The organism is Paracoccus aminovorans (genome assembly GCF_900005615.1).
GTDB lineage: Bacteria > Pseudomonadota > Alphaproteobacteria > Rhodobacterales > Rhodobacteraceae > Paracoccus > Paracoccus aminovorans.
On the sequence record NZ_LN832562.1, the window covers coordinates 593716 to 611845 of the forward strand.

Annotated in this window: 10 protein-coding genes; 4 read left to right on the forward strand and 6 right to left on the reverse strand. The window is 72.0% G+C overall.

Annotated elements, in window-relative coordinates; all coding sequences use genetic code 11:
* Nucleotide 1 precedes the first annotated feature (1 nt).
* The 6 genes from JCM7685_RS18790 to JCM7685_RS18815 form a co-directional block, all read right to left on the reverse strand.
* Nucleotides 2–871, reverse strand: a complete 870-nt coding sequence (locus tag JCM7685_RS18790; RefSeq protein WP_074969227.1) for a carbohydrate ABC transporter permease — start codon at nucleotides 869–871, stop codon at nucleotides 2–4.
* A gap of 111 nt (nucleotides 872–982) precedes the next feature.
* On the reverse strand, nucleotides 983–2284 hold the full coding sequence (locus JCM7685_RS18795) for an ABC transporter substrate-binding protein (protein ID WP_170848950.1): 1302 nt from the start codon (nucleotides 2282–2284) through the stop codon (nucleotides 983–985).
* A gap of 139 nt (nucleotides 2285–2423) precedes the next feature.
* On the reverse strand, nucleotides 2424–2888 hold the full coding sequence (gene queF / locus JCM7685_RS18800; protein WP_074969223.1) for a preQ(1) synthase: 465 nt from the start codon (nucleotides 2886–2888) through the stop codon (nucleotides 2424–2426).
* Between the two features lie 136 nt (nucleotides 2889–3024).
* Entirely contained in the window at nucleotides 3025–3831 is an 807-nt protein-coding gene (locus JCM7685_RS18805; protein WP_074969221.1) for a DUF72 domain-containing protein, read from the reverse strand.
* Nucleotides 3832–3886: 55 nt separating this feature from the next.
* Complete coding sequence (locus tag JCM7685_RS18810; RefSeq protein WP_100526159.1) at nucleotides 3887–4960, reverse strand: GlxA family transcriptional regulator; 1074 nt, start codon at nucleotides 4958–4960, stop codon at nucleotides 3887–3889.
* A gap of 48 nt (nucleotides 4961–5008) precedes the next feature.
* Nucleotides 5009–7540, reverse strand: a complete 2532-nt coding sequence (locus JCM7685_RS18815) for a trypsin-like peptidase domain-containing protein (RefSeq protein ID WP_074969219.1) — start codon at nucleotides 7538–7540, stop codon at nucleotides 5009–5011.
* 179 nt (nucleotides 7541–7719) lie between these two features.
* Between JCM7685_RS18815 and JCM7685_RS18820 the strand changes: the two genes are divergently transcribed.
* The 4 genes from JCM7685_RS18820 to JCM7685_RS18835 are packed head-to-tail and all read left to right on the forward strand — an operon-like array spanning nucleotide 7720 to nucleotide 18114.
* Nucleotides 7720–14802 carry a cupredoxin domain-containing protein gene (locus tag JCM7685_RS18820; RefSeq protein WP_100526161.1) on the forward strand — a complete coding sequence of 2361 codons (7083 nt, stop codon included), beginning with the start codon at nucleotides 7720–7722 and terminating at the stop codon, nucleotides 14800–14802.
* Nucleotides 14799–16571 (forward strand): hypothetical protein, encoded by a 1773-nt coding sequence (locus JCM7685_RS18825; protein ID WP_074969215.1) that lies wholly within the window; start codon nucleotides 14799–14801, stop codon nucleotides 16569–16571. Before JCM7685_RS18820 ends, JCM7685_RS18825 begins: the two co-directional genes overlap by 4 nt.
* A complete protein-coding gene (locus JCM7685_RS19960; RefSeq protein ID WP_074969213.1) occupies nucleotides 16568–17152 on the forward strand; it encodes an SCO family protein in 585 nt (194 codons plus the stop codon). Before JCM7685_RS18825 ends, JCM7685_RS19960 begins: the two co-directional genes overlap by 4 nt.
* Complete coding sequence (locus JCM7685_RS18835; protein WP_074969211.1) at nucleotides 17149–18114, forward strand: c-type cytochrome; 966 nt, start codon at nucleotides 17149–17151, stop codon at nucleotides 18112–18114. The genes JCM7685_RS19960 and JCM7685_RS18835 overlap by 4 nt, the downstream gene beginning before the upstream one ends.
* The last annotated feature ends 16 nt before the right edge of the window (nucleotides 18115–18130 follow it).

The window sequence follows — 18130 nt, forward strand, 5'->3', positions numbered from 1 at the left end:
GTCACTCCAGCGTTTTGCCGATCATCCGCATCAGGAAGATCGCGACGATATTGGCAAGGATCACGGCGACGATGCCGCCGGCAGAGGCGCCGCCCACGTCGAACTGCAACAGCGCCTGCGAATAGACCAGATAGGTCAGGTTCGTGGACTGGTAGCCCGGCCCGCCGTTGGTGGTCACCAGGATCTCGGCAAAGACCGAGAGCAGGAAGATGGTCTCGATCAGGATCACCACGGTGATGGCGCGCGACAGATGCGGCAGCACCAGATGGGTGAACTTGGCCCAGGCGCCGGCGCCGTCCATCTCGGCCGCCTCCATCTGTTCGCTGTCGAGCGACTGCATCGCCGTCAGCAGGATCAGCGTGGCGAAGGGCAGCCATTGCCAGGACACGATCATGATGATCGACATCAGCGGATACTGGGCTAGAAAATCTATCGGTTGCGCGCCTATCGCCTTGGCAAGCCATGCGAAAAGTCCGTTCACCGGATTCATGAACATGTTCTTCCACACCAGCGCCGAAACCGTCGGCATGATGAAGAAGGGCGCGATGACCAGGATGCGGACGATCCCCTGGCCGAACATCGGCTGATCCAGCAGCAGCGCCAGCAGGATGCCGCCGCCGACGGTGACGACCAGCACGCCCCCGACCAGCAGCAGCGTGTTCTGCATCGCGGTCCAGAAGGCGGGGTCGGACAGGAAATACCGGTAGTTGGTCCAGCCGATGAACTGTTCCATGCCGGGCGACAGCAGGTTGTAGCTTTGGAAGCTGAACCACAGCGTCATCGCCAGCGGCACGATCATCCAGCCCAGGAGCAGCAGGACCGAGGGCGCGACCATGAAGCGCGCAAGGGTTTTCTGGTGTCTGGTGGCCATGGCCGCGCCTCCCTGCGCGGGGGTTTACGGGGAAAGTCCGGCTGGCGGCGGTAAGGGGCGCGGCGCGCGCGCCCCTTGCCATGACCAGGGCCGGAATGACTTGCTACCCGATCACTTGGGATATCCGGCCTTGGCCATCTCGCGCTCGGTGATCTGCTGGGCCATCTGCAGCGCCTGCTCGACGCTTGCCTGGCCCGCCAGCGCGGCCGAGAACTGCTGGCCCACGGCGGTGCCGAGCGCTTGGAACTCGGGGATGCCCACCCATTGCGTGCCGATATAGGGGACCTCGACCGTGGTCGGGTTCTTCAGGTCGGCGGACATGATGCTGTCCAGCGTCGGCTTGGCGAAGGGCGCGGCCTTCTGATATTCCGGGTTCTCGTAGAGCGAGGTGCGGGTGCCCGGAGGAACGTTGGCCCAGCCCTCGGCCTTGGCGACTTCCTCGGTATAGGCTTTCGAGGTCGCCCAGGCGACGAACTTCTTGGCGGCGTCCGGCGAGTCGGACGAGGACGGAACCGCAAGCGTCCAGGCCCAGAGCCACATCTGCGGCTTCTCGCCCTCGGGGGCCAGGGCATAGCCGACCTGGTCGGCCACGGTCGATTCCTTGGGGTTCGACACGAAGCTGGCGGCCACGGTGGCGTCGATCCACATGCCGCACTTGCCGGTCTGGAACAGCGCCAGGTTCTCGTTGAAGCCGTTCGACGAGGCGCCGGGCGGGCCCGCGTCCTTCATCACCGCCACATAATCGGTCAGCACCTTCTTCCAAGCCTCCGAGCCGAATTGCGGCTTCCAGTCCTTGTCGAACCAGGGCGCGCCGTAGCTGTGGCCCATCGAGGTCAGGAAGGCCATGTTCTCGCCCCAGCCGGCCTTGCCGCGCAGGCAGATGCCATAGACCTCGGCATCCTTGTCGGTCATCTTGCGGGCGGCGTCGAAGACGAAGTCCCAGGTCGGGCGCTCGGGCATGTCAAGCCCGGCCTTCTCCATCAGGTCCTTGCGATACATGATCATCGCCGATTCGCCGTAGAAGGGCGCGGCATAGAGCTTGCCGTCCAGCGACAGCCCCTCGCGGATCGGCGGCAGGATGTCCTCGGCGTCGTAATCGGCGCCCATGTCTTCCAGCGGGGTCAGCCAGCCCTGCTTGGCCCAGATGGGCACCTCGTAATTGCCGACGGTGACGATGTCGTACTGGCCGCCCTTGGTGGCGATGTCGGTGGTGACGCGCTGGCGCAGCACGTTCTCTTCCAGCGTGACCCATTCCAGCTGGATGTCCGGGTTCGCGTCGGTGAACGGCTTCGTCATCTTCTGCATGCGGATCATGTCGCCGTTGTTCACGGTGGCGATGGTCAGCGTCTCGGCCATGGCCGGGACGGCCAGCGCCGTCATGGCGCAAGCCCCCATCAGGCCACGCAACATCATGCTCATTCCAGAATCCTCCCTGCGGATCAGCATTTGCTAATACGATGGGCAAATGCTCACACATCACGCGGCCGCGAGTCAAGCGGAAATGCCGCGGTCCCGGCGGGTCCGCGGTCCTGGTCCGGGCGATGGGGTGGGGTCAGCCGCGGCCGCGATAGGGCGGCACGCCCTGGTCGGGGATCCAGACGCCGTCGGGCGCCGGACCGGTCTGCCAGAACACGTCGATGGGGATGCCGCCGCGCGGATACCAATAGCCGCCGATGCGCAGCCAGCGCGGCGCCAGGAACTCCACCAGGCGGCGCGCGATGGAAATCGTGCAATCCTCGTGGAAAGCGCCGTGATTACGGAAGCTTCCAAGGTAAAGCTTCAGCGATTTCGATTCGACCAGCCACTCGTCCGGCACATAGTCGATGACCAGATGCGCGAAATCGGGCTGGCCGGTCATCGGACAGAGCGAGGTGAACTCGGGGGCGGTGAAGCGCACGGCATAGGACAGGTCCGCCTGCGGGTTGCGCACCCGTTCCAGCTGGGCCTGCTCGGGGCTTTCGGGCAGACGGGTGGCGCCGCCCAGCTGGGTCAGGCCGCTGTAAATGGTCTCGGTCATGGCATTTTTCCTTGCGATCCTGGCGCACCGCCACACCCGGCGGGCGGCCGGGGTCCGAGACCCTTGTTTTGGTGACCGGGTAGGCTGCGACCGGTGAAGCGGCCGGGATAGACCGCCCCGCGCCGCGGCGCAACCGTCAGCCGCCGGCTGCGACCCGCTCGATCAGCGCCATGGCGGCCTGCGGATTGCGCTGCTTGAAGCCGCTGATGACATACAGGAACACGTCGCGCGGCTGTCCGTCGCCCTTGCCGTCTCCGACATGCGCCAACCCCTCGGGCTGCCCGCCCGCGGCCCAGATCCGCGCGCGTTCGGCCCACAGGTCCAGCCCGGCGGGGGCATAGCCCAGGGCCTCGTCCTCGCGCGTGCCCATGATGCGGGCATAGACGAAATCCGCGGTCGGGTCGGCGATCTGCGGATGCGGCCCGTCGGCCGCGATCACCACCCCGACGCCATGGGCGCGGGCCAGTTCGGTGAAGGCGGGGGTGCGGAAGCTCTCGTGCCGGACCTCGACGACATGGCGCAGCCGGCGGCCCTCGGCCTCGGCGGGCAGCAGGCGCAGGAAAGCGGCGAAATCCTCGGGGTCGAACCTCTTGGTGGCCATGAACTGCCAGTTGATCGGCCCCAGCTTCCGGCCCAGCAGCAGCACGCCGCTGTCGAGGAACCGCGCCACGCTGTCGCCGGCCTCGGCCAGAACCCGGCGGTTGGTGGCGAAACGCGGGCCCTTCAGCGAGAACACGAAATCCTCGGGGGTCTCGTCGTGCCACTTGCGGAAGCTGTCGGGCTTTTGGCTGCCGTAATAGGTGCCGTTCACCTCGATCGAGCTCAGCTGCCGGCTGGCATGGTCCAGCTCGCGCCGCTGCGGCAGGCCGGGCGGATAGAAGCTGCCGCGCCAGGGCTCGTAGGTCCAGCCGCCGATGCCGATGCGAATGCGTCCCCGTGCCATGCCCTGCCCCCGCCTTGCGTCCTTCCCGGCCAGTATAGGCGGGCCGCGCCGGAAATCAGCCCGCCAGCCGCTTGCGCGTCAGCGAGAACTTGTGCGGCGAGATGCCGTAATGCCCGCGGAACACCTTCGAGAAATAGGAGGAAGAGCCGAAGCCGCAGGCCACCGCCACCTCCATCACGCTGAGATTGGTCTCGGTCAGCAGCGAGCGCGCGTGCTGCAGCCGCACCTTGTTGAGATATTGCAGCGGCGTCGTGTCCAGGTAGCGCTGGAACAGCCGTTCCAGCTGCCGGCGCGAGATGCCCAGATAGCTGGCGCATTCGGCCAGGTCCACCTCGTCCTCGACATGGGCCTCGATATAGGCGACGGCGCGGATCAGGTGGTCGTTGCGGGTGCCGAGCCGCACCGAAAGCGAGCTGAGCTGTTCTTCCTCGCCGCGCCGGATCTGGCCCAGCAGGCACATGTCCATCACCGCCTGCATCAGCTCGGCGCCGTAGTAATCCTCGATCAGCTTTAGCGCCAGTTCGGTCGAGGCGACGCCGCCGGCGCAGGTCACGATGCGCTCGTCGATGCAGAAGATGCGGCGTTCGGGCGACAGGTCGGGGTGCTTCTCGGTGAAGTTCGGGATGTTTTCCCAATGCAGGGTGAAGCGGCGGCCGTTCAGGATGCCGGCCCGGGCCAGGGCATAGGCGCCGGTGCAGAGCCCGCCCACGGTTCGGCCGTGGCGCCATTGCTTGCGCAGCCAGTCCGAGAGGTCGGGGCTGCATCCGGCATCGGGCTCGACCCCGCCGCAGACCAGGACGTAATCGCTGGCGGGGGCGCCTGACAGCGGCGAATCCGCCATCACCGGCACCCCGTTCGAGCAGGCGACGGGCCGGCCGTTCTCGCTGAGCACATGCCATTTGAACAGCAGCTTTTCCGTCAGCTGGTTCGCCACCCGCAAGGGCTCGATGGCCGAGGTGAAGGCCAGCATGGTGAAGCGCGGCATCAGCACGAACGACACCGTGATCGGCTCGTCCACCGGCGCGGCAAGCTTCACATGGGCGATGCCCTTGGCGATATAGCGTTCGCTGTCGCCGGCCGACGATTGCTCCACGTTTGATGTCTCCAGATGCGCGTCCTCGATTCGCATTGCCACAATCCGCAGGCTACCGCCACGGCTTTCGTCCGGGAAGCGGCCTCAGCCCAGTTCGGCCAGAATCCGGGACGCGCAATCGGGCCGGGCCAGCAATTCCTGCACCGTGGCGGCGACGGCGCCGCGGCGGCTGCGGATGCTGCGGCCATGGGCGACGGCGACCAGGTCGCCCCAGCTGCCCCGCCAGCCCGGCAGGTCGGTTTCGTCGCGCGCCGCCTCGGCCAGCGTCCAGGCGCGGGCGCGCCGCACCGGCAGGGGCGCGGCGATGGCCAGATGCGGCAGGCCGCGGAATTCCGGCGCGGCCTCGGCCAGCGCCAGCGCCGACACCGCCCCCAGCCCGACCGAGACCATGGCCAGAGGCAGCCCCGGCTGGTCCGCCGCCGGCCCCGCGAACAGCGGCAGCACCGACAGCGCGTCGCGCAGCGTGCCGCGCGCCGCCAGCCGGGCACCGCGGCGATAGCCTTCGACCTGGGCGCGGATCGAGGGGCCGAGCAGCCGTTTCAGCGCCACGTCGCGCGAGTCGCCCTCGCGCAGGTAGCGGCTGGCGGCCTCGGCGATGTCATGGGCCAGCCGCAGCCGGCAGGCCAGCATCTCGTCCAGCCCGTAGACGACATGGAACGGATAGGCGCGGCGCGCCTTCAGCCGCGCGGTCAGCGGCAGGGCCAGCCGCGCGATCTGCTCGGCGTCCAGCAGCGGTTCGTGGAACAGCAGCACCAGCCGGTCGTAGCGGCCGCGCGCCGCGTCGCCGGCCAGATAGGCGGCGGTCTCGGCCACGCCGCGGGCGCCCAGGCCCAGGGTGCCGTCCTCGACCAGCCCGCCGCGCTCGGCATGCAGCATATGGCCCAGCAGGCCGATCCGGCGCGGCGTGGCCAGGTCCGCCTCGGACCGGACCGAGACCGCGAAGGCCGGTTCGCTGCGCGGCGCCAGGCGGATTACCCAGGCGTCCAGGCAATTGTCGTTCCAGTCCTCGAAGCTCCACAGCGCATGTCCGGGCAGGTCCGCGAAGCCGCCCCAACCCGGTCCGCGCGAATTCTGGATCACGAAGCCCTGGTCGGTATAGCCGTCGACGACGAAGGCATGCAGCGCATCGCCCGCGGCGGGCGACAGCGGGTCATAGGCGATCACCCCGCCGGGCGGCGCGCGCCAGCCGGGATGGACGCGGGCGGTGACCAGGACCGCGCCCGCCTCTTGCACCGCCAGGCGCATGTCGTTCACCGAATGGGCGATGCGGGCATAATTGCCCAGCGTCAGCTGCCGCGCGTCCTGGGCGATGCGCCGGGTCAGGAAGAAATCCGGCTGTCGTGGCCGATAGCCGCAAAGCGCCGATGAGCAGGCGCCGTTGTGGTAAAAGCCCTTGATGACCGCGCGCAGGCTGGTGCCGTCCTGGTCGTCGTCCAGCCATTCGTCGTGTCGCCGGGCCATGCGGTCCAGCATCCGCACGCTGGCGGTGAAGCTGCCGGCGGGCGTGGGCGGGACATAGCCTTCGCGCCGGGCCAACTGGTGCTCGACGGCGGCGGCGACGGCGAAACCGGCGCAGCTGCCCTCGTCCAGCTGGTCGCCGACGACCATGCCGGGGGCGGGCAGGATGCGTTCCTGCGGCATGGCGAAGCCGGGCTGATAGAGCCGGTCGCGCGCATCCGGCCGGTCGCGCAGGATGCCGGCCTCGGGTCCCGGACTGGACAGATACGGGTTCAGGCTTTCGGCGGCCTCGGGCGGGGCGCCGCCCATCCAGGGCAGCGTCGGCGCATCCGGCTTCGCCGCGTCGCTTTGCCCGGCCAGGATCGCGGCCAGCCAGGGGATACGCAGCAGCGTCGAAAGCCACACCGCGTCGTTCCAATCCTGGGCTTCGGCAACGCCCCAGACATGCACGCCCAGGACCCGCCCGGTGCCAAGGTCGAAGACGGGAGCCCCGGAGTAGCCCGGCAGCGTCGAGGCGTCGTGCAGGAAATATCCCCTGCGCGATCCGGGCCGGATACCGCCCTTGCCGCAGAACAGCCGGCCGACATAGCCGGGCTGGTCGGGGCCGAACAGCCGGACGCCGGCTTGCAGCGGATAGCCCAGGGGCGCCACCCGGACGTCTGTAGACGGCAGGCCTCGGATGTCGGGCACGAATCCGGGACAGGGCCGTCCGTCCGGGATCACGTCGAAGATGGCGACATCCAGCGGCGCCGCGCAGATCCAGCGCGCGATGTCCAAGATGCGGCCGTCGGGCATGACCACGCGGCCGTTCCGCATCAGGCGGTGCGACAGATCAGCGGCCGAAAGCAGGCTGCGCTCGGCCAGGAAGACTTCGAGCACATGGCCGGCGGTGACGAAGCGTCGGGTGTCGGGCGCGCCCTCGGCCGGGGCGCAGGGCCAAGCCGTGGCCAGGGGCAGGAAACGGCTCGGCGCCGCCTCGACCTCCAGCCGGCCAATGCGGTTGCCGGCGGCGGCGGCCAGACCCTGCAGCGCCGGGTCGGCGCCGGTCAGATCGGGAAAGCGAAACACGGGACGCTGGTCGGAGACGATCGACCGCGCCCGGGGGTTTTCGGCGTCGACCGTCATCAGCCGCCGCGCCGCCGCCAGCCGGTAGTCCATGGCGCAGGCCCCTGTCATATCGCGTGAATTGCAAAAAATATTGAGACGAAGCCCGATTCGTGGCAATGATATTCGCAGTTGCGCATTTCATTTCCCTGATCCTTTCCTTCCTGCCCCGACCCCCGGGGACGCCCCGTCCCCCCGGCCTTCTGTGAAAGTTGGAGGGTTCCATGTTTCGGATGCCCAGATCGTTTCGCGCCCTCGGCGCGGGCCTGGTGATTTGTGCCGCGCTGCTGGCGCCGGCTCCGCTTGCCGCAGCGCCGTCCGGTCCCGACGACACCGGCAGCTTCGCGGCCAGTTGCCGCGGCGCCGGCGGACAGCGCGGGGCCCGCGTGGTCTGTGCCGATCTGGTCGCGCTGGACCAGATGCTGGTCTATAACCGCTTCGGCTCGTTCAACCCCTTCGGCATGATCTTCGCGCTGCGCCGCGACGTAGTGCCGATGGCCGAAGATGCCGCCGAGACGCCCGATTGCGCGCTGGATACCGCAACCGCCGCGGGTGCGGTCGGTCCGCTGGCGCCGGGCCAGGTGCGGCTGCGCGACTGCCACCGGCCGCGGCCGCTGGTGCTGCGGGCCAATGTGGGCGATCTGCTGTTCCTGCGGGTGACGAACCTGCTGGCCCCCGCCACGGGCGGCGACCCGCATCCGCGCGATCTGTCGCGCGATTTCTGCGCCCACGGCCCCACCGACGACGCCGGCCGCGCGGCGGTGGCGGACGCGGTGTCGCGCGGGGCGGCCGCGCTGGTCGAAAGCGGCGAGGCGCTGTGCGCCGACCCGCCCGCGCCGCCCGAACCCGCGGCCGAGGCGGCGCTGCACGCGCCCGACTGGCCGCGCACCCGCTCGCTGAACCTGGCGGCCGAGGGGCTGATGCCCCTGGCCCTGCCCGGCCAATCGGCCCCGCATCCCGCCTGTTTCGGCCTGGACGCCGTAGCGCCGGGGCAAGAGTTTTCCTGCCTCTACGAGGTGGTGCAGGAGGGCACGCATTTCTTTGCCAGCCGCGCCGCCCCGGCCGGAGGCGAGGGCGACGGCGGCTCGATCACCCATGGGCTGTTCGGGGCCGTCCTGGCCGAGCGGCCGGGCACGCGCTGGTATCGCAGCCAGGTCTCGGCCGCGGCGCTGGACCGGGCCTGGGCGCCGAAGGACGCGCCGCGCCACGCCCGGCAGGGCCGGCTGGACTATGAGGCGGCGATCGACGGCATGCCGGTGCTGAACATGGCCCGGGCGCTGGACGGCGGCGATTTCGCCGCCGCCCGCGCGGTCGAGCTGGTGCATGCCGACCTGAACGCCGTGATCTGGTGCGACGCCGCCGCGCCCGCCGCGCAGGCGGCCCAGCCGCTGGGCTGCGCCGCGCCGGACGGGGGCGACGACGATCCCTCGGCCGAACCGCGCTATGGCGCCTTCCGCGAATTCACGGTGTTCTTCCACGACGAGCTGAAAAGCTATTACACCCGCAATTTCGAGGAACTGGCCCGCTTCGGCCAGCTTGCCGGGGTGCGCGACGGCTTCGCGATCAATTACGGCGCCTCGGGCATGGGCACCCTGCTGCTGGCCAACCGCAAGGGCATCGGCCCGGCGGCGGCCTGCGCCGAGTGCCTTTATGAGGAGTTCTTCCTGACCTCCTGGGCCAATGGCGACCCGGCCTTGCTGGAATGGTTCGCGGACGACCCGTCGAACGTGCACCACTCCTATCTGAACGACCCGGTGGTGTTCCGGAACTTCCACGCCGGGCCGAAAGAGACGCATGTCTTTCACCTGCATGCCCATCAATGGTTCGCCGGCAACGATCCGGGGCGCGGCAGCTATCTGGACAGCCAGACCGTGGGGCCGGGTCAGGGCTTCACCTACAACATCTATCACGGCGGCCGCCGGGACGGACAGGGCCACTGGTATGTCGGCGGGTCGGGCAACCGCAACCGCACGGTTGGCGACTCCATCTTCCACTGCCACCTCTACCCGCATTTCGCCCAGGGCATGTGGGCGCTGTGGCGGGTGCACGACGTGTTCGAGGACGGCACCCGCAAGCTGCCGGACGGCCAGGCCCAGCCCGGGCTGTCGGTCGACATCCGCGCGCCCGAGGAAGCGCAGTTCAAGCGGTTGGGCAGCGTCGATCCGGAAAGCGGCCGCTGGCTGGGCACCGACGATCCGGCCACGCCCGGGGTGATCGAGGGCGCGGGCACGCCGGTCCCGGCACTGCTGCCGCTGCCGGGCGAGGCGCTGCCGCCGCTGCCGACCTATGCCGACGAACCGCAAGCGACCCCGCCGAAGCAGGCCGGCGGACGCCCCGCCGCCGCCCTGCCCCGGCGCGGCGCCGCGCTTGGCGCGCAAGCGCCGGCCGGCACGGGACCCGAGCGGCTGATCCGCGCTCAGGCCACCACCGTTCCCGCCAAACCCGCGCCGGCCGAACCCGCGCCGGCCGAACCCGCGCCGGCGGTGCCGGAAATCGATGCCATGCCCGGCTATCCCTTCTATATCGCCGGCGCGGCCGGGCATCGCCCGCCGCAGGCGCCGCGCGACATCGCCCGGGCGCTGGACGCCCAGGGCCGGCCGACGGCCGATCTGCTCTCGGGCGGGCTGGGCCGGCATGTGGTGCTGCAGGCCGAGCGCAGCCTGGGCGCGGCGCCGCCGCCCGAACTGGCCACACGCGACAGCGCACTTGCCGCCGCCTTGGACCAGGGCGACAACCGCCGCCAGCTGGAAGCGCTGCGCAGCCGGATCGTGGCCAAGGCGCTGGCGCTTGGCGACATGACCGGGCATCTGGAAAAGGCGGTGATCCGGCCGCTGGACCCCGAGGGCACGCTGCTGGAACGCGCGGCGCAGCGGTTTCACCATGACGGCGCCGGCCTGACGGTGATCGCCCCCGATGGCAGCGCCGCCGCCATCGCGACCGGCGCCTATGCCACGCCGCAGGCGCCGCGGCCGGGCGTCCCCGACACCCCGCCCGGCCGGTTCGAGGTGAACGGTGCCCCGCCCGCCCCCGGCGCCCCCTTCGCCGATCCCTGCGGCGGTGCGCCGGGCCGCGAAGGCGCGGCCGATGCCAACGACCCGCTGACCGGGGCGACCGGCTATGTCATCGACCCGCGGCTGACCGGGTTCCGCCGCTACGAGGTCTCGGCCGTGCAGCTGGACCTGGTGGTGAACCAGGCCGGCTGGCACGATCCGCAGGCCCGCATCGACGTGCTGACCCCCGAGGCGGCGGCGCTAAAGGACGACGGCAGCGCGGCCAGCCGCGCCCGCATCTCGCCCGCGCTACGCGACGATGCCGAGCCCTTCTTCTTTCGCGCGCTGTCGGGCGAATGCATCGAGTTCCGTCACACCAACGAATTGCCCAAGGACCTGGAACTGGACGATTTCCAGGTCAGGACCCCCACCGACACCATCGGCCAGCATATCCATCTGGTGAAATTCGACGTGACCTCCTCGGACGGGTCCGGCAACGGCTGGAACTACGAGGACGGCACCTTCGCCGCCGACGAGCTGATGGCGCGGCGCTGCGCCAGCCTCGAGTCGGCCCGGCCGCTGGCCGACCGCCCGGACTGGGGCGTGCGGGCGGCGGATGCGGCGCTGTGCAAGGCGGCGCGCGACAAGGCCGATCCGCTGTCGCGGATCTGGCGGCTGCCGCTGGACGGCACAAGCCGGGTCGAGGGGCGCGAGATCGCGAACCGCACGCTGTTCCAGACCACGGTGCAGCGCTGGTTCGCCGATCCGGTGCTGACCCGCGACGGGCTGGGCGCGGACCAGGACCGCACCTTGCGCACGGTGTTCAGCCACGACCATTTCGGCCCTTCCTCGATCCAGCAGCACGGTTTCTATACCGCGCTGCTGATCGAGCCGAACCCGGCGCGCATCTGCGATCCGCGTGGCGACGCCTGCACCGAAACCGCCGGCCACCAGCCCGGCGCGCCCTTCGCCGCGCAGGACGCCGATGCCGGCTGGGTCGGCAGCCACAAGCGGGTGCTGGCCGGCGGCTCGCATGATGCCTATCATCCCGACTATCGCGAATATGCCCTGGCGGTGGCCGATTTCGCCCTGCTCTATACCCCCCGCGACCGCGAGGATGCCGCCGCGGTCGAGCCGGTCGAGGGCGCCGAGCGTTCCGGCATGGCGCGGCTGCATTGCGAGGCGAAGCTGGCCACCAGCGGCCGCGCCGACCGCATGGAGGCGGAATGCGGCGCGCCGAATGCGCTGGAGCCCGACGTGCCGCCGGCCTGGTGGGCCGCGCGCGGACCGGGCGAGCTCTTGACCGCGGCCGAGACCCAGGCGTTGCGCGCGCATCTGGTCGGCTATCGCAGCCGCGCCGCCTCGCCCGACGGCAAGCCGGTGGCCGGGCCGGCGCTGGCCAAGCCGGTGGCGCCGCCCAGCCGGCCCGAGTCGATCTCGGTCGATCATCACGACCCCTATGTGGTGAACTACCGCAACGCCCCGCTGCCGCTGCGGCTGGCGACCAGCCGCGCCGACGGCAGCCCCAGCCCGGATTGCGCCCCCCTTGCCATGACCTTCGCCGGCACCCGCGCCGGCCGGCCCAGCCCGGTGGTGGCGAAGCTGGCGGCGGGCGAGATGCCGCTTTGCAGCTATCGCTACCAGCTGAAGGGCGCCGAGGGCGATGCCGGGCGGGTGCTGAGCTCGTGGCCGGCCGGCGCCCGCGACCACCCCGCCCGCGACCCCGAGACGCCGCAGTTCGAGGCCTATCAGAACGAACGCCTGCTGTTCCGCCTGGTCCAGGGCGCGCAGGAGGTGCAGCATGTCTTCAACGTCGCGGGGCTTGCCGGGCCGCGCAATATCGACCAGCGCTATCCGCAGCGGATGCGCGATCTCGCGGTCACGGTCCCGCCGGCGCGGCGCGCCTGTTTCGAGGCGGTGCGCGCCGCGCGGCCCGAGCTCTACGAGGCCTGGCTGGACATGACCCCGGCGGCGCTGGACAGCGCCCCGCCCGAACCCGACGAGGCCGACCACGCCGCCGCCTTCGAGAAGGCGCTGGCCAATTGCGACAACCTGGAAGGCTATACCTTCGCGCAAGAGATCGGCATTTCGGAACATTTCGAGCTGCGTTCGCGGCTGCGGGCCGACGTGGGGGTGATGGAATTCGGACGCCCCGCCCCGCCGCCCGCAACGGCCGGCGGCGGAAAGGACGTGTCGGATTACCTTTACAACTTCGGCACCCAGGACGCGCTGTGGAACGGCGCCTGGGGCCTGTTGCGGGTCTATGGCGACCGGCCGTCGCGGGATGCGGTGCTGGCGGGCTGGCAGGCCGCGCGGCCGCCGGGCGAAGCCGCGCCCGACCCGCGGGCGCTGGTACCGTTGAACGCCCGGCCCGGGGCCGGCGAAAGCGCCGCCGCGACCGAGGCGCCGCCGGCGCCCATGGCCGAGGCGCCGGGCTGCCCGCTGCCCATCGGCCCGGGCGCCGGCGGCCACCAGACCGCGGGCGTGATCGTGGCGCTGCGCACGGGCGATGTCTGGCGCGGCACCGATTACGGCGGTCATCGCAGCGATCCCGACGGGCTGATGCTGGCGCTGCTGTCGCCGCTGGATCTGCCCCGCGCCGGCAAGCCGCGCGACTTCCGGCTCGATGCCGATTGGCAGGACCTCGGCCGCAGCGCGGTGCTGGCGGCGGTCGCGCGCGCCTATGCCCGGCCCGAGCCCTTCGTGATGCGGGTCAATGCCGGCGATTGCGTCAGCCTGCGCTATGTCAACGCCCTGGCCGAGCCCAGCCCCGGCGCCGGCCTGCCCGACGGCCTGGGCGATGCGCAGATGCCGCGGATCGTGCCGCTGAACACCGATCCGGCACAAGCGGTGACCCGGATCAGCCGCCCCGGCGCCACCCGGGTCGAGGGCGTGCTGACCGCGACCACGGCACCGGTGACCGGGCTGCGGCCCTCGGCCGCGCTGGGGCTCAGCATCGGCCTGCCGGGAGGCGACCTGATCCGCAACCTGCCGCTGGGCTACGGCATCAACGCCGAGCCGATGCCGGCCGGGCTGCTGGCACAGGACCGCGTGGCGGTCTCGACCCTGTTCCGCTTCTACGCCGGGCGGATGCGGATCGCGCTGCCCGATCCCGGCCAGACGAACATCGACCCGACCCATTTCGTCGCCCAGCGAGTGGCCAATGCCGTCGCCCCCGACCGCGCGCTGAAGCCGCGCGAGACCGAGCCGCAGGCCGATTTCACCGTGCTGGGCCGCGACTTCGTGCTGGTGCCCGGCGCCGACGACGCCTTGCGGCGCCGGTTGCAGGCCCGCACCACGGTCGAGCTGCAAAACCATGTCCACTGGATCCCCTATGCCTTCGGCCCGGTGCCGGTGCGGGTGACCGGCGACGTGATCTCGCAGCCGACGCACGGGCTTTTCGGGGTGATCGACGTGCTGCCGCGCGACTGGCCGCTTCCGCAGGCACTGGCGCCGGCGATGCCCGCCCCGCCCTCCGAGGCCGAGGCCCTGGACGAGCTGCGCACGGCGGGCGGGCTTGGCGACGGCGCGGCCACGCCCTGGCGCGCCGCCGCGCCGCCCCGCGGCTTCGGCGCCCCGGCACTGTTCGCGGATGTGCCGATGGCGCCCGATCCGCAACCGGGCGCGCCCGGCACGCGGGTGCGGGAATTCGTGCTTTTCTACCAAGACGGGCTGAACCACCTGGACGCGAAGTCCAAGATCCTGTGGCGCCTCGAAGACGACGGCTCCGCCGAGATCCGCGCCGCGGTCCGGGCCGCCGGCAGCGTGCCGCGCATCGCCCCGGACTGCCTGATCTGCGACGACAGCTACGACCTCGGCGACCAGGGCGTCAGCTATCGCAGCCGGCCTTTCGCCAGCCTGATGCGCTATGCCGACATCGCCGGCCGCGGCCGGGTCGAGGCCAGCGACGACCTGAACGCCCTGGTCTTCCCGGACCGCTTCCTGCCCGGCGACAGTCACAAGGGCCAGCCGCAGACCGATCCCGACCTGCAGCCCCTGACCCTGCTGGCCTGCCCGGGCGAGCAGGTGCTGATGCGCGTCGTCCACCCCGGCGGCCGCGCCCGCCAGCACAGTTTCGTCATGAACGGGCTGGGCTACGACGACCTGTTCCCCGGCTTCGGCTTTCCGAATTCGGCGCTGGTGACGCCGGGCAAGGCGATCTCGGCCTGGCTGCATCCGCCGCAGGTGCTGGGACCGGACGGCAGCCGGCAGGACGTGCGCGGCACGGTGCTGTGGCACGACGGGCCGAACTTCCTGATGGCGGGCGGAATCTGGGGGCTGCTGAGCTTCCGGGATGGGCCGCATTGCCGGGCCCCGGGCCAATGATCCGCGCGGGCGCGCTGGCCGCGGCCTGGGCGCTGCTGGCCGGCGCGGCCCTGGCCCAGCCCGCGCTGAAGGCGCCGCTGACCGCCGGGCTGCGGCTGACCGATCCCGCCAGCGGGGCGGCGCTGGCGCAGGTGCAGCCGGGCCAACCTTTCGACGTGCAGCTGGAGTTCCGCGCCCAGGTCGGTTCGGTGCCGACGGACCTGGCGCCGCTGGCCTGGATCCGGCAGCGCGGCCCCGGCGACCTGCCCTGCGCCGAAACCGCCGCCGCCTATCGCGCCGCCGGCCGCGCGGCGCTTGGCAGCGTCGATCTGAACGGCATCGTGCTGGGGATGGTGGCGCGCGACGGCGCCTTCACCGTGCTCGACCCGCAGCGCGCGCTCGGCACCGCGAACCTGCTGACCGCGCGCCGCTTCGACCCGCCGCCCTCGGCTCTGGCAGCCGACCCGCGCTCGGGCGCGTTCCTGCTGGCCCTGCCCGGCGCGGCCCCCGGCCAGGGCCTTGCGCTGGCGCTGGACCCCTATGGCCAGCCGCGCCTGCTGGCCGAGGGCCTGCAGCGGCCGGCAGCGCTGGTTCCGGCGGCTTCGGGCGGAGGCTGGCTGCTGGACGCGGGCGCCGGGACGGTGCTGCGGCTGGACCGGGGGGCGCCGCAGCCGATGGCGGCCGGCGCCCGCGCCATCGCCGGAGATGCCGGGACCAGGGGCACCGGCCGGCTGGCGGTGCTTGCCGGGGACGAGCTGCTGGTGCTGCGCGACGACGGCGCGGTGCAGCTGCGCAGCCCGGCCCCTGGTGCGCTGGCGGTCGCGCTTGGCCCCGAGGCGGCGCTGTGGCTGGACCCCGAGGCGCTGCATGTGGTCTGGCTCGACGCGCCCGATGCGGCGCAGCGCATCGCACTGCCGGGCGCCTTCGACCGGCTGGCGCTCAGCCCCGAGGGGCGCATGGCCTTTCTGTTCGCCCGCGACCGCACCGGCTTCGCGGTGGCCGATCTGGCGCTGGGGCGGGTGGTGCAGGGCGCCGCGACCGACAGCCCGGTGGCCGAGGTCGGCTTCCTGCCCGGCACCGCGGTGCTGCGCCTGGCCGACCAGTCCGGCGTCGGCGTCATGGACCTGCGCCGAATCGCGCCGGGGCACGAGGCCGTGGTCGGCCATGTCGCGCTGGGGCCGCCGCGCCCGGCCGCCGAGGCGCGCGACGCCGCGCTGCTGGCGCCCTACCTGCCCGAGCCGGTGATGCTGGCCGTCCATGCCGACAGCTATTCCGGCTTCGTCGTCGATCGTCGCCACGCGATCAGCGGCAAGCCCCCGATGGAGGCGTTGCGCCTGCGCGGCGGCATCCCGCAGATGCTGCGGGCGCTGAACCGCGGCCTGCGCCCCCTGGGAAGCGGGCGTTTCGTCACCACCACCCGCCTGCCCGGCCCCGGCGACTGGGAACTGGTGGTCAGCGCCGGCATCGGCCAGATGGCCTTCTGCGCCCCGGTGCCGACCCCGCCAACCCCGGCCGCGGCACAGGCGCAACCGGGCCGCATCAGCCCCGAGGCGGACGCCGCCGGCCGCATCCGCCTGCGCTTCCTCGCCGGCGACGGCCGGCCGGCCGCGGGTCTCAGCGGCATGGTGGAGCTGGCGGCGCTGACCGGCAACTGGCGCCAACGTCAGCCGTTCTCGACCGATGCCGGGGGGCTCAGCGCCGAAAGCTACGACCTGGCCCCGCATGTGCCCCTGGTCGTCACCGCCGGCGGCGCCGGCTTCGAGCCGCTGGTGCTGGAGACCGCGCCATGACTCGCCCCCTCGCCATCGCCTGCGCGCTGGCCCTGCTGGGCACCCTTGCCCCGCCCGCCGCCGCCGATCCCGCGGTGCCGATGCAGGGCGCGCGCAGCCAGGAGCGGCTGCTTCTGCCCGACATTCCCGTCACCGACAGCCACGGCCGGACCCGGGGCTTCGTCTCGCGCTATGGCGGGGCGGGCCCGGTGCTGATCTCGTTCCTCTATACCAACTGCACCGAGAATTGCGGCATGACCATCTCGGTCCTGGGGCTGGTGGACCAGGACCTGCAGGCGCGGGACGCGCCGCCGCTGCGGCTGGTCGCGATCTCGGTCGATCCGCGCCGCGACACGCCCGAGGTGCTGGCCGAGGTGGCCCGGTCCGCCTGGGCCAGCGAGAAATGGGACTGGGTGGTGGCCAGTCCCGGCGACACGCCGGCACTGCTGGCGGCCTTCGGCCTCGACCCCGGGCCCATCGAGGCGCATGATTCCGTCTATCTGCTGGGCGATCTGCAAAGCGGGCTCTTCACCCGCATTTCGGGCGTGCCGGACCCGGCCGAACTGGTCGCCTTGGCCCGGCAGATGGCGCCCGCGGAATGAAGGCACTGCTGGTCCTGGCGCTGCTGGCGGCGCCGGCGCTGGCGCAGGACGGCGCGGTGATCTATCGGCACGGTGCCGGGCTCGAGGCGCGGCTGGGCCGCGCGGACGGGCCGCGGCTGCCGCCGGGCCGGCTGACCTGTGCCGGCTGCCACGGCGCCGACGGCCAGGGCGGGGCCGAGGGCGGCACCTTGCCCGCGCCGCCCGTCGCCTGGTCGCATCTGGCCGCGCCCGCCCCCGACCGGCCCGGTTATGACGAGGCCGCCTTCATCCGGCTGCTGCGCGAGGGAATAACGCCCTCGGGCCGCGCGATTTCCACCCGGATGCCGCGCTTCGCCGGAACGCCCGAGGCCTTCGCGGCGCTGCTGGACCATCTGCGCGCCCTGGATCAGGCCGAGCGGCAGGGGCTGGGCCCGACGGCGGTGGCCGTCGCCCTGCCCCGCGATCCCGATGCGCGGGATGCCGCCCTGGCCGCGATGGCGGCCTTCAACGCCGAAGGCGGCGCCTTCGGTCGCCGTGCCGCGCCGGGCGAGCCCGCCTTCCTGGATCTCGACCGGGTCGCCGCCGCGCTGGTGCCGCGCCTGGCCGCAGCCGAGCGGGCGCGGCTGGACCGGCTCTTGCGCGACGAGCCCGGATTGCGGCCGCTGACCCCGGACGCGCCGCCGCCGGGGCCGCTGCGCGTCGCCGGCACCCTGGACCAGATCGGCCCGCGCCTGCCGGCGCTGCTGGCCCGCCCGGGGGTCGAGGCGGTGGCGGTCGGCCCCTCTGCCGAGGCGATGCTCTGGGCGCTGCGCGAAAAGCGCGACGTCGCCGCGGCCCATGCCTATGCCGCGGTGCGGGTCGCGCTGGACATGCTGCGGGACGAGGGGCGGATGCCCACCCGCTCGGGCCTGGCGCGGCGGCTGTCGGCGGCGGATCTGTCGGACGCGGTCGAGGTCTATCGGCAGGAAGCGCCCGCCGACTGACGCCGAAATGCCGGTT

Bases quoted from the DNA above. Each gene is read 5' to 3' on its own strand.
- queF (WP_074969223.1), bottom strand. From the start codon at position 2,888: ATGACCGAGACCATTTACAGCGGCCTGACCCAGCTGGGCGGCGCCACC.
- JCM7685_RS18805 (WP_074969221.1), bottom strand. From the start codon at position 3,831: ATGGCACGGGGACGCATTCGCATCGGCATCGGCGGCTGGACCTACGAG.
- JCM7685_RS19960 (WP_074969213.1), top strand. From the start codon at position 16,568: ATGACTCGCCCCCTCGCCATCGCCTGCGCGCTGGCCCTGCTGGGCACC.
- JCM7685_RS18820 (WP_100526161.1), top strand. From the start codon at position 7,720: ATGCCCAGATCGTTTCGCGCCCTCGGCGCGGGCCTGGTGATTTGTGCC.
- JCM7685_RS18790 (WP_074969227.1), bottom strand. From the start codon at position 871: ATGGCCACCAGACACCAGAAAACCCTTGCGCGCTTCATGGTCGCGCCC.
- JCM7685_RS18815 (WP_074969219.1), bottom strand. From the start codon at position 7,540: ATGGACTACCGGCTGGCGGCGGCGCGGCGGCTGATGACGGTCGACGCC.
- JCM7685_RS18810 (WP_100526159.1), bottom strand. From the start codon at position 4,960: ATGCGAATCGAGGACGCGCATCTGGAGACATCAAACGTGGAGCAATCG.
- JCM7685_RS18835 (WP_074969211.1), top strand. From the start codon at position 17,149: ATGAAGGCACTGCTGGTCCTGGCGCTGCTGGCGGCGCCGGCGCTGGCG.
- JCM7685_RS18795 (WP_170848950.1), bottom strand. From the start codon at position 2,284: ATGATGTTGCGTGGCCTGATGGGGGCTTGCGCCATGACGGCGCTGGCC.
- JCM7685_RS18825 (WP_074969215.1), top strand. From the start codon at position 14,799: ATGATCCGCGCGGGCGCGCTGGCCGCGGCCTGGGCGCTGCTGGCCGGC.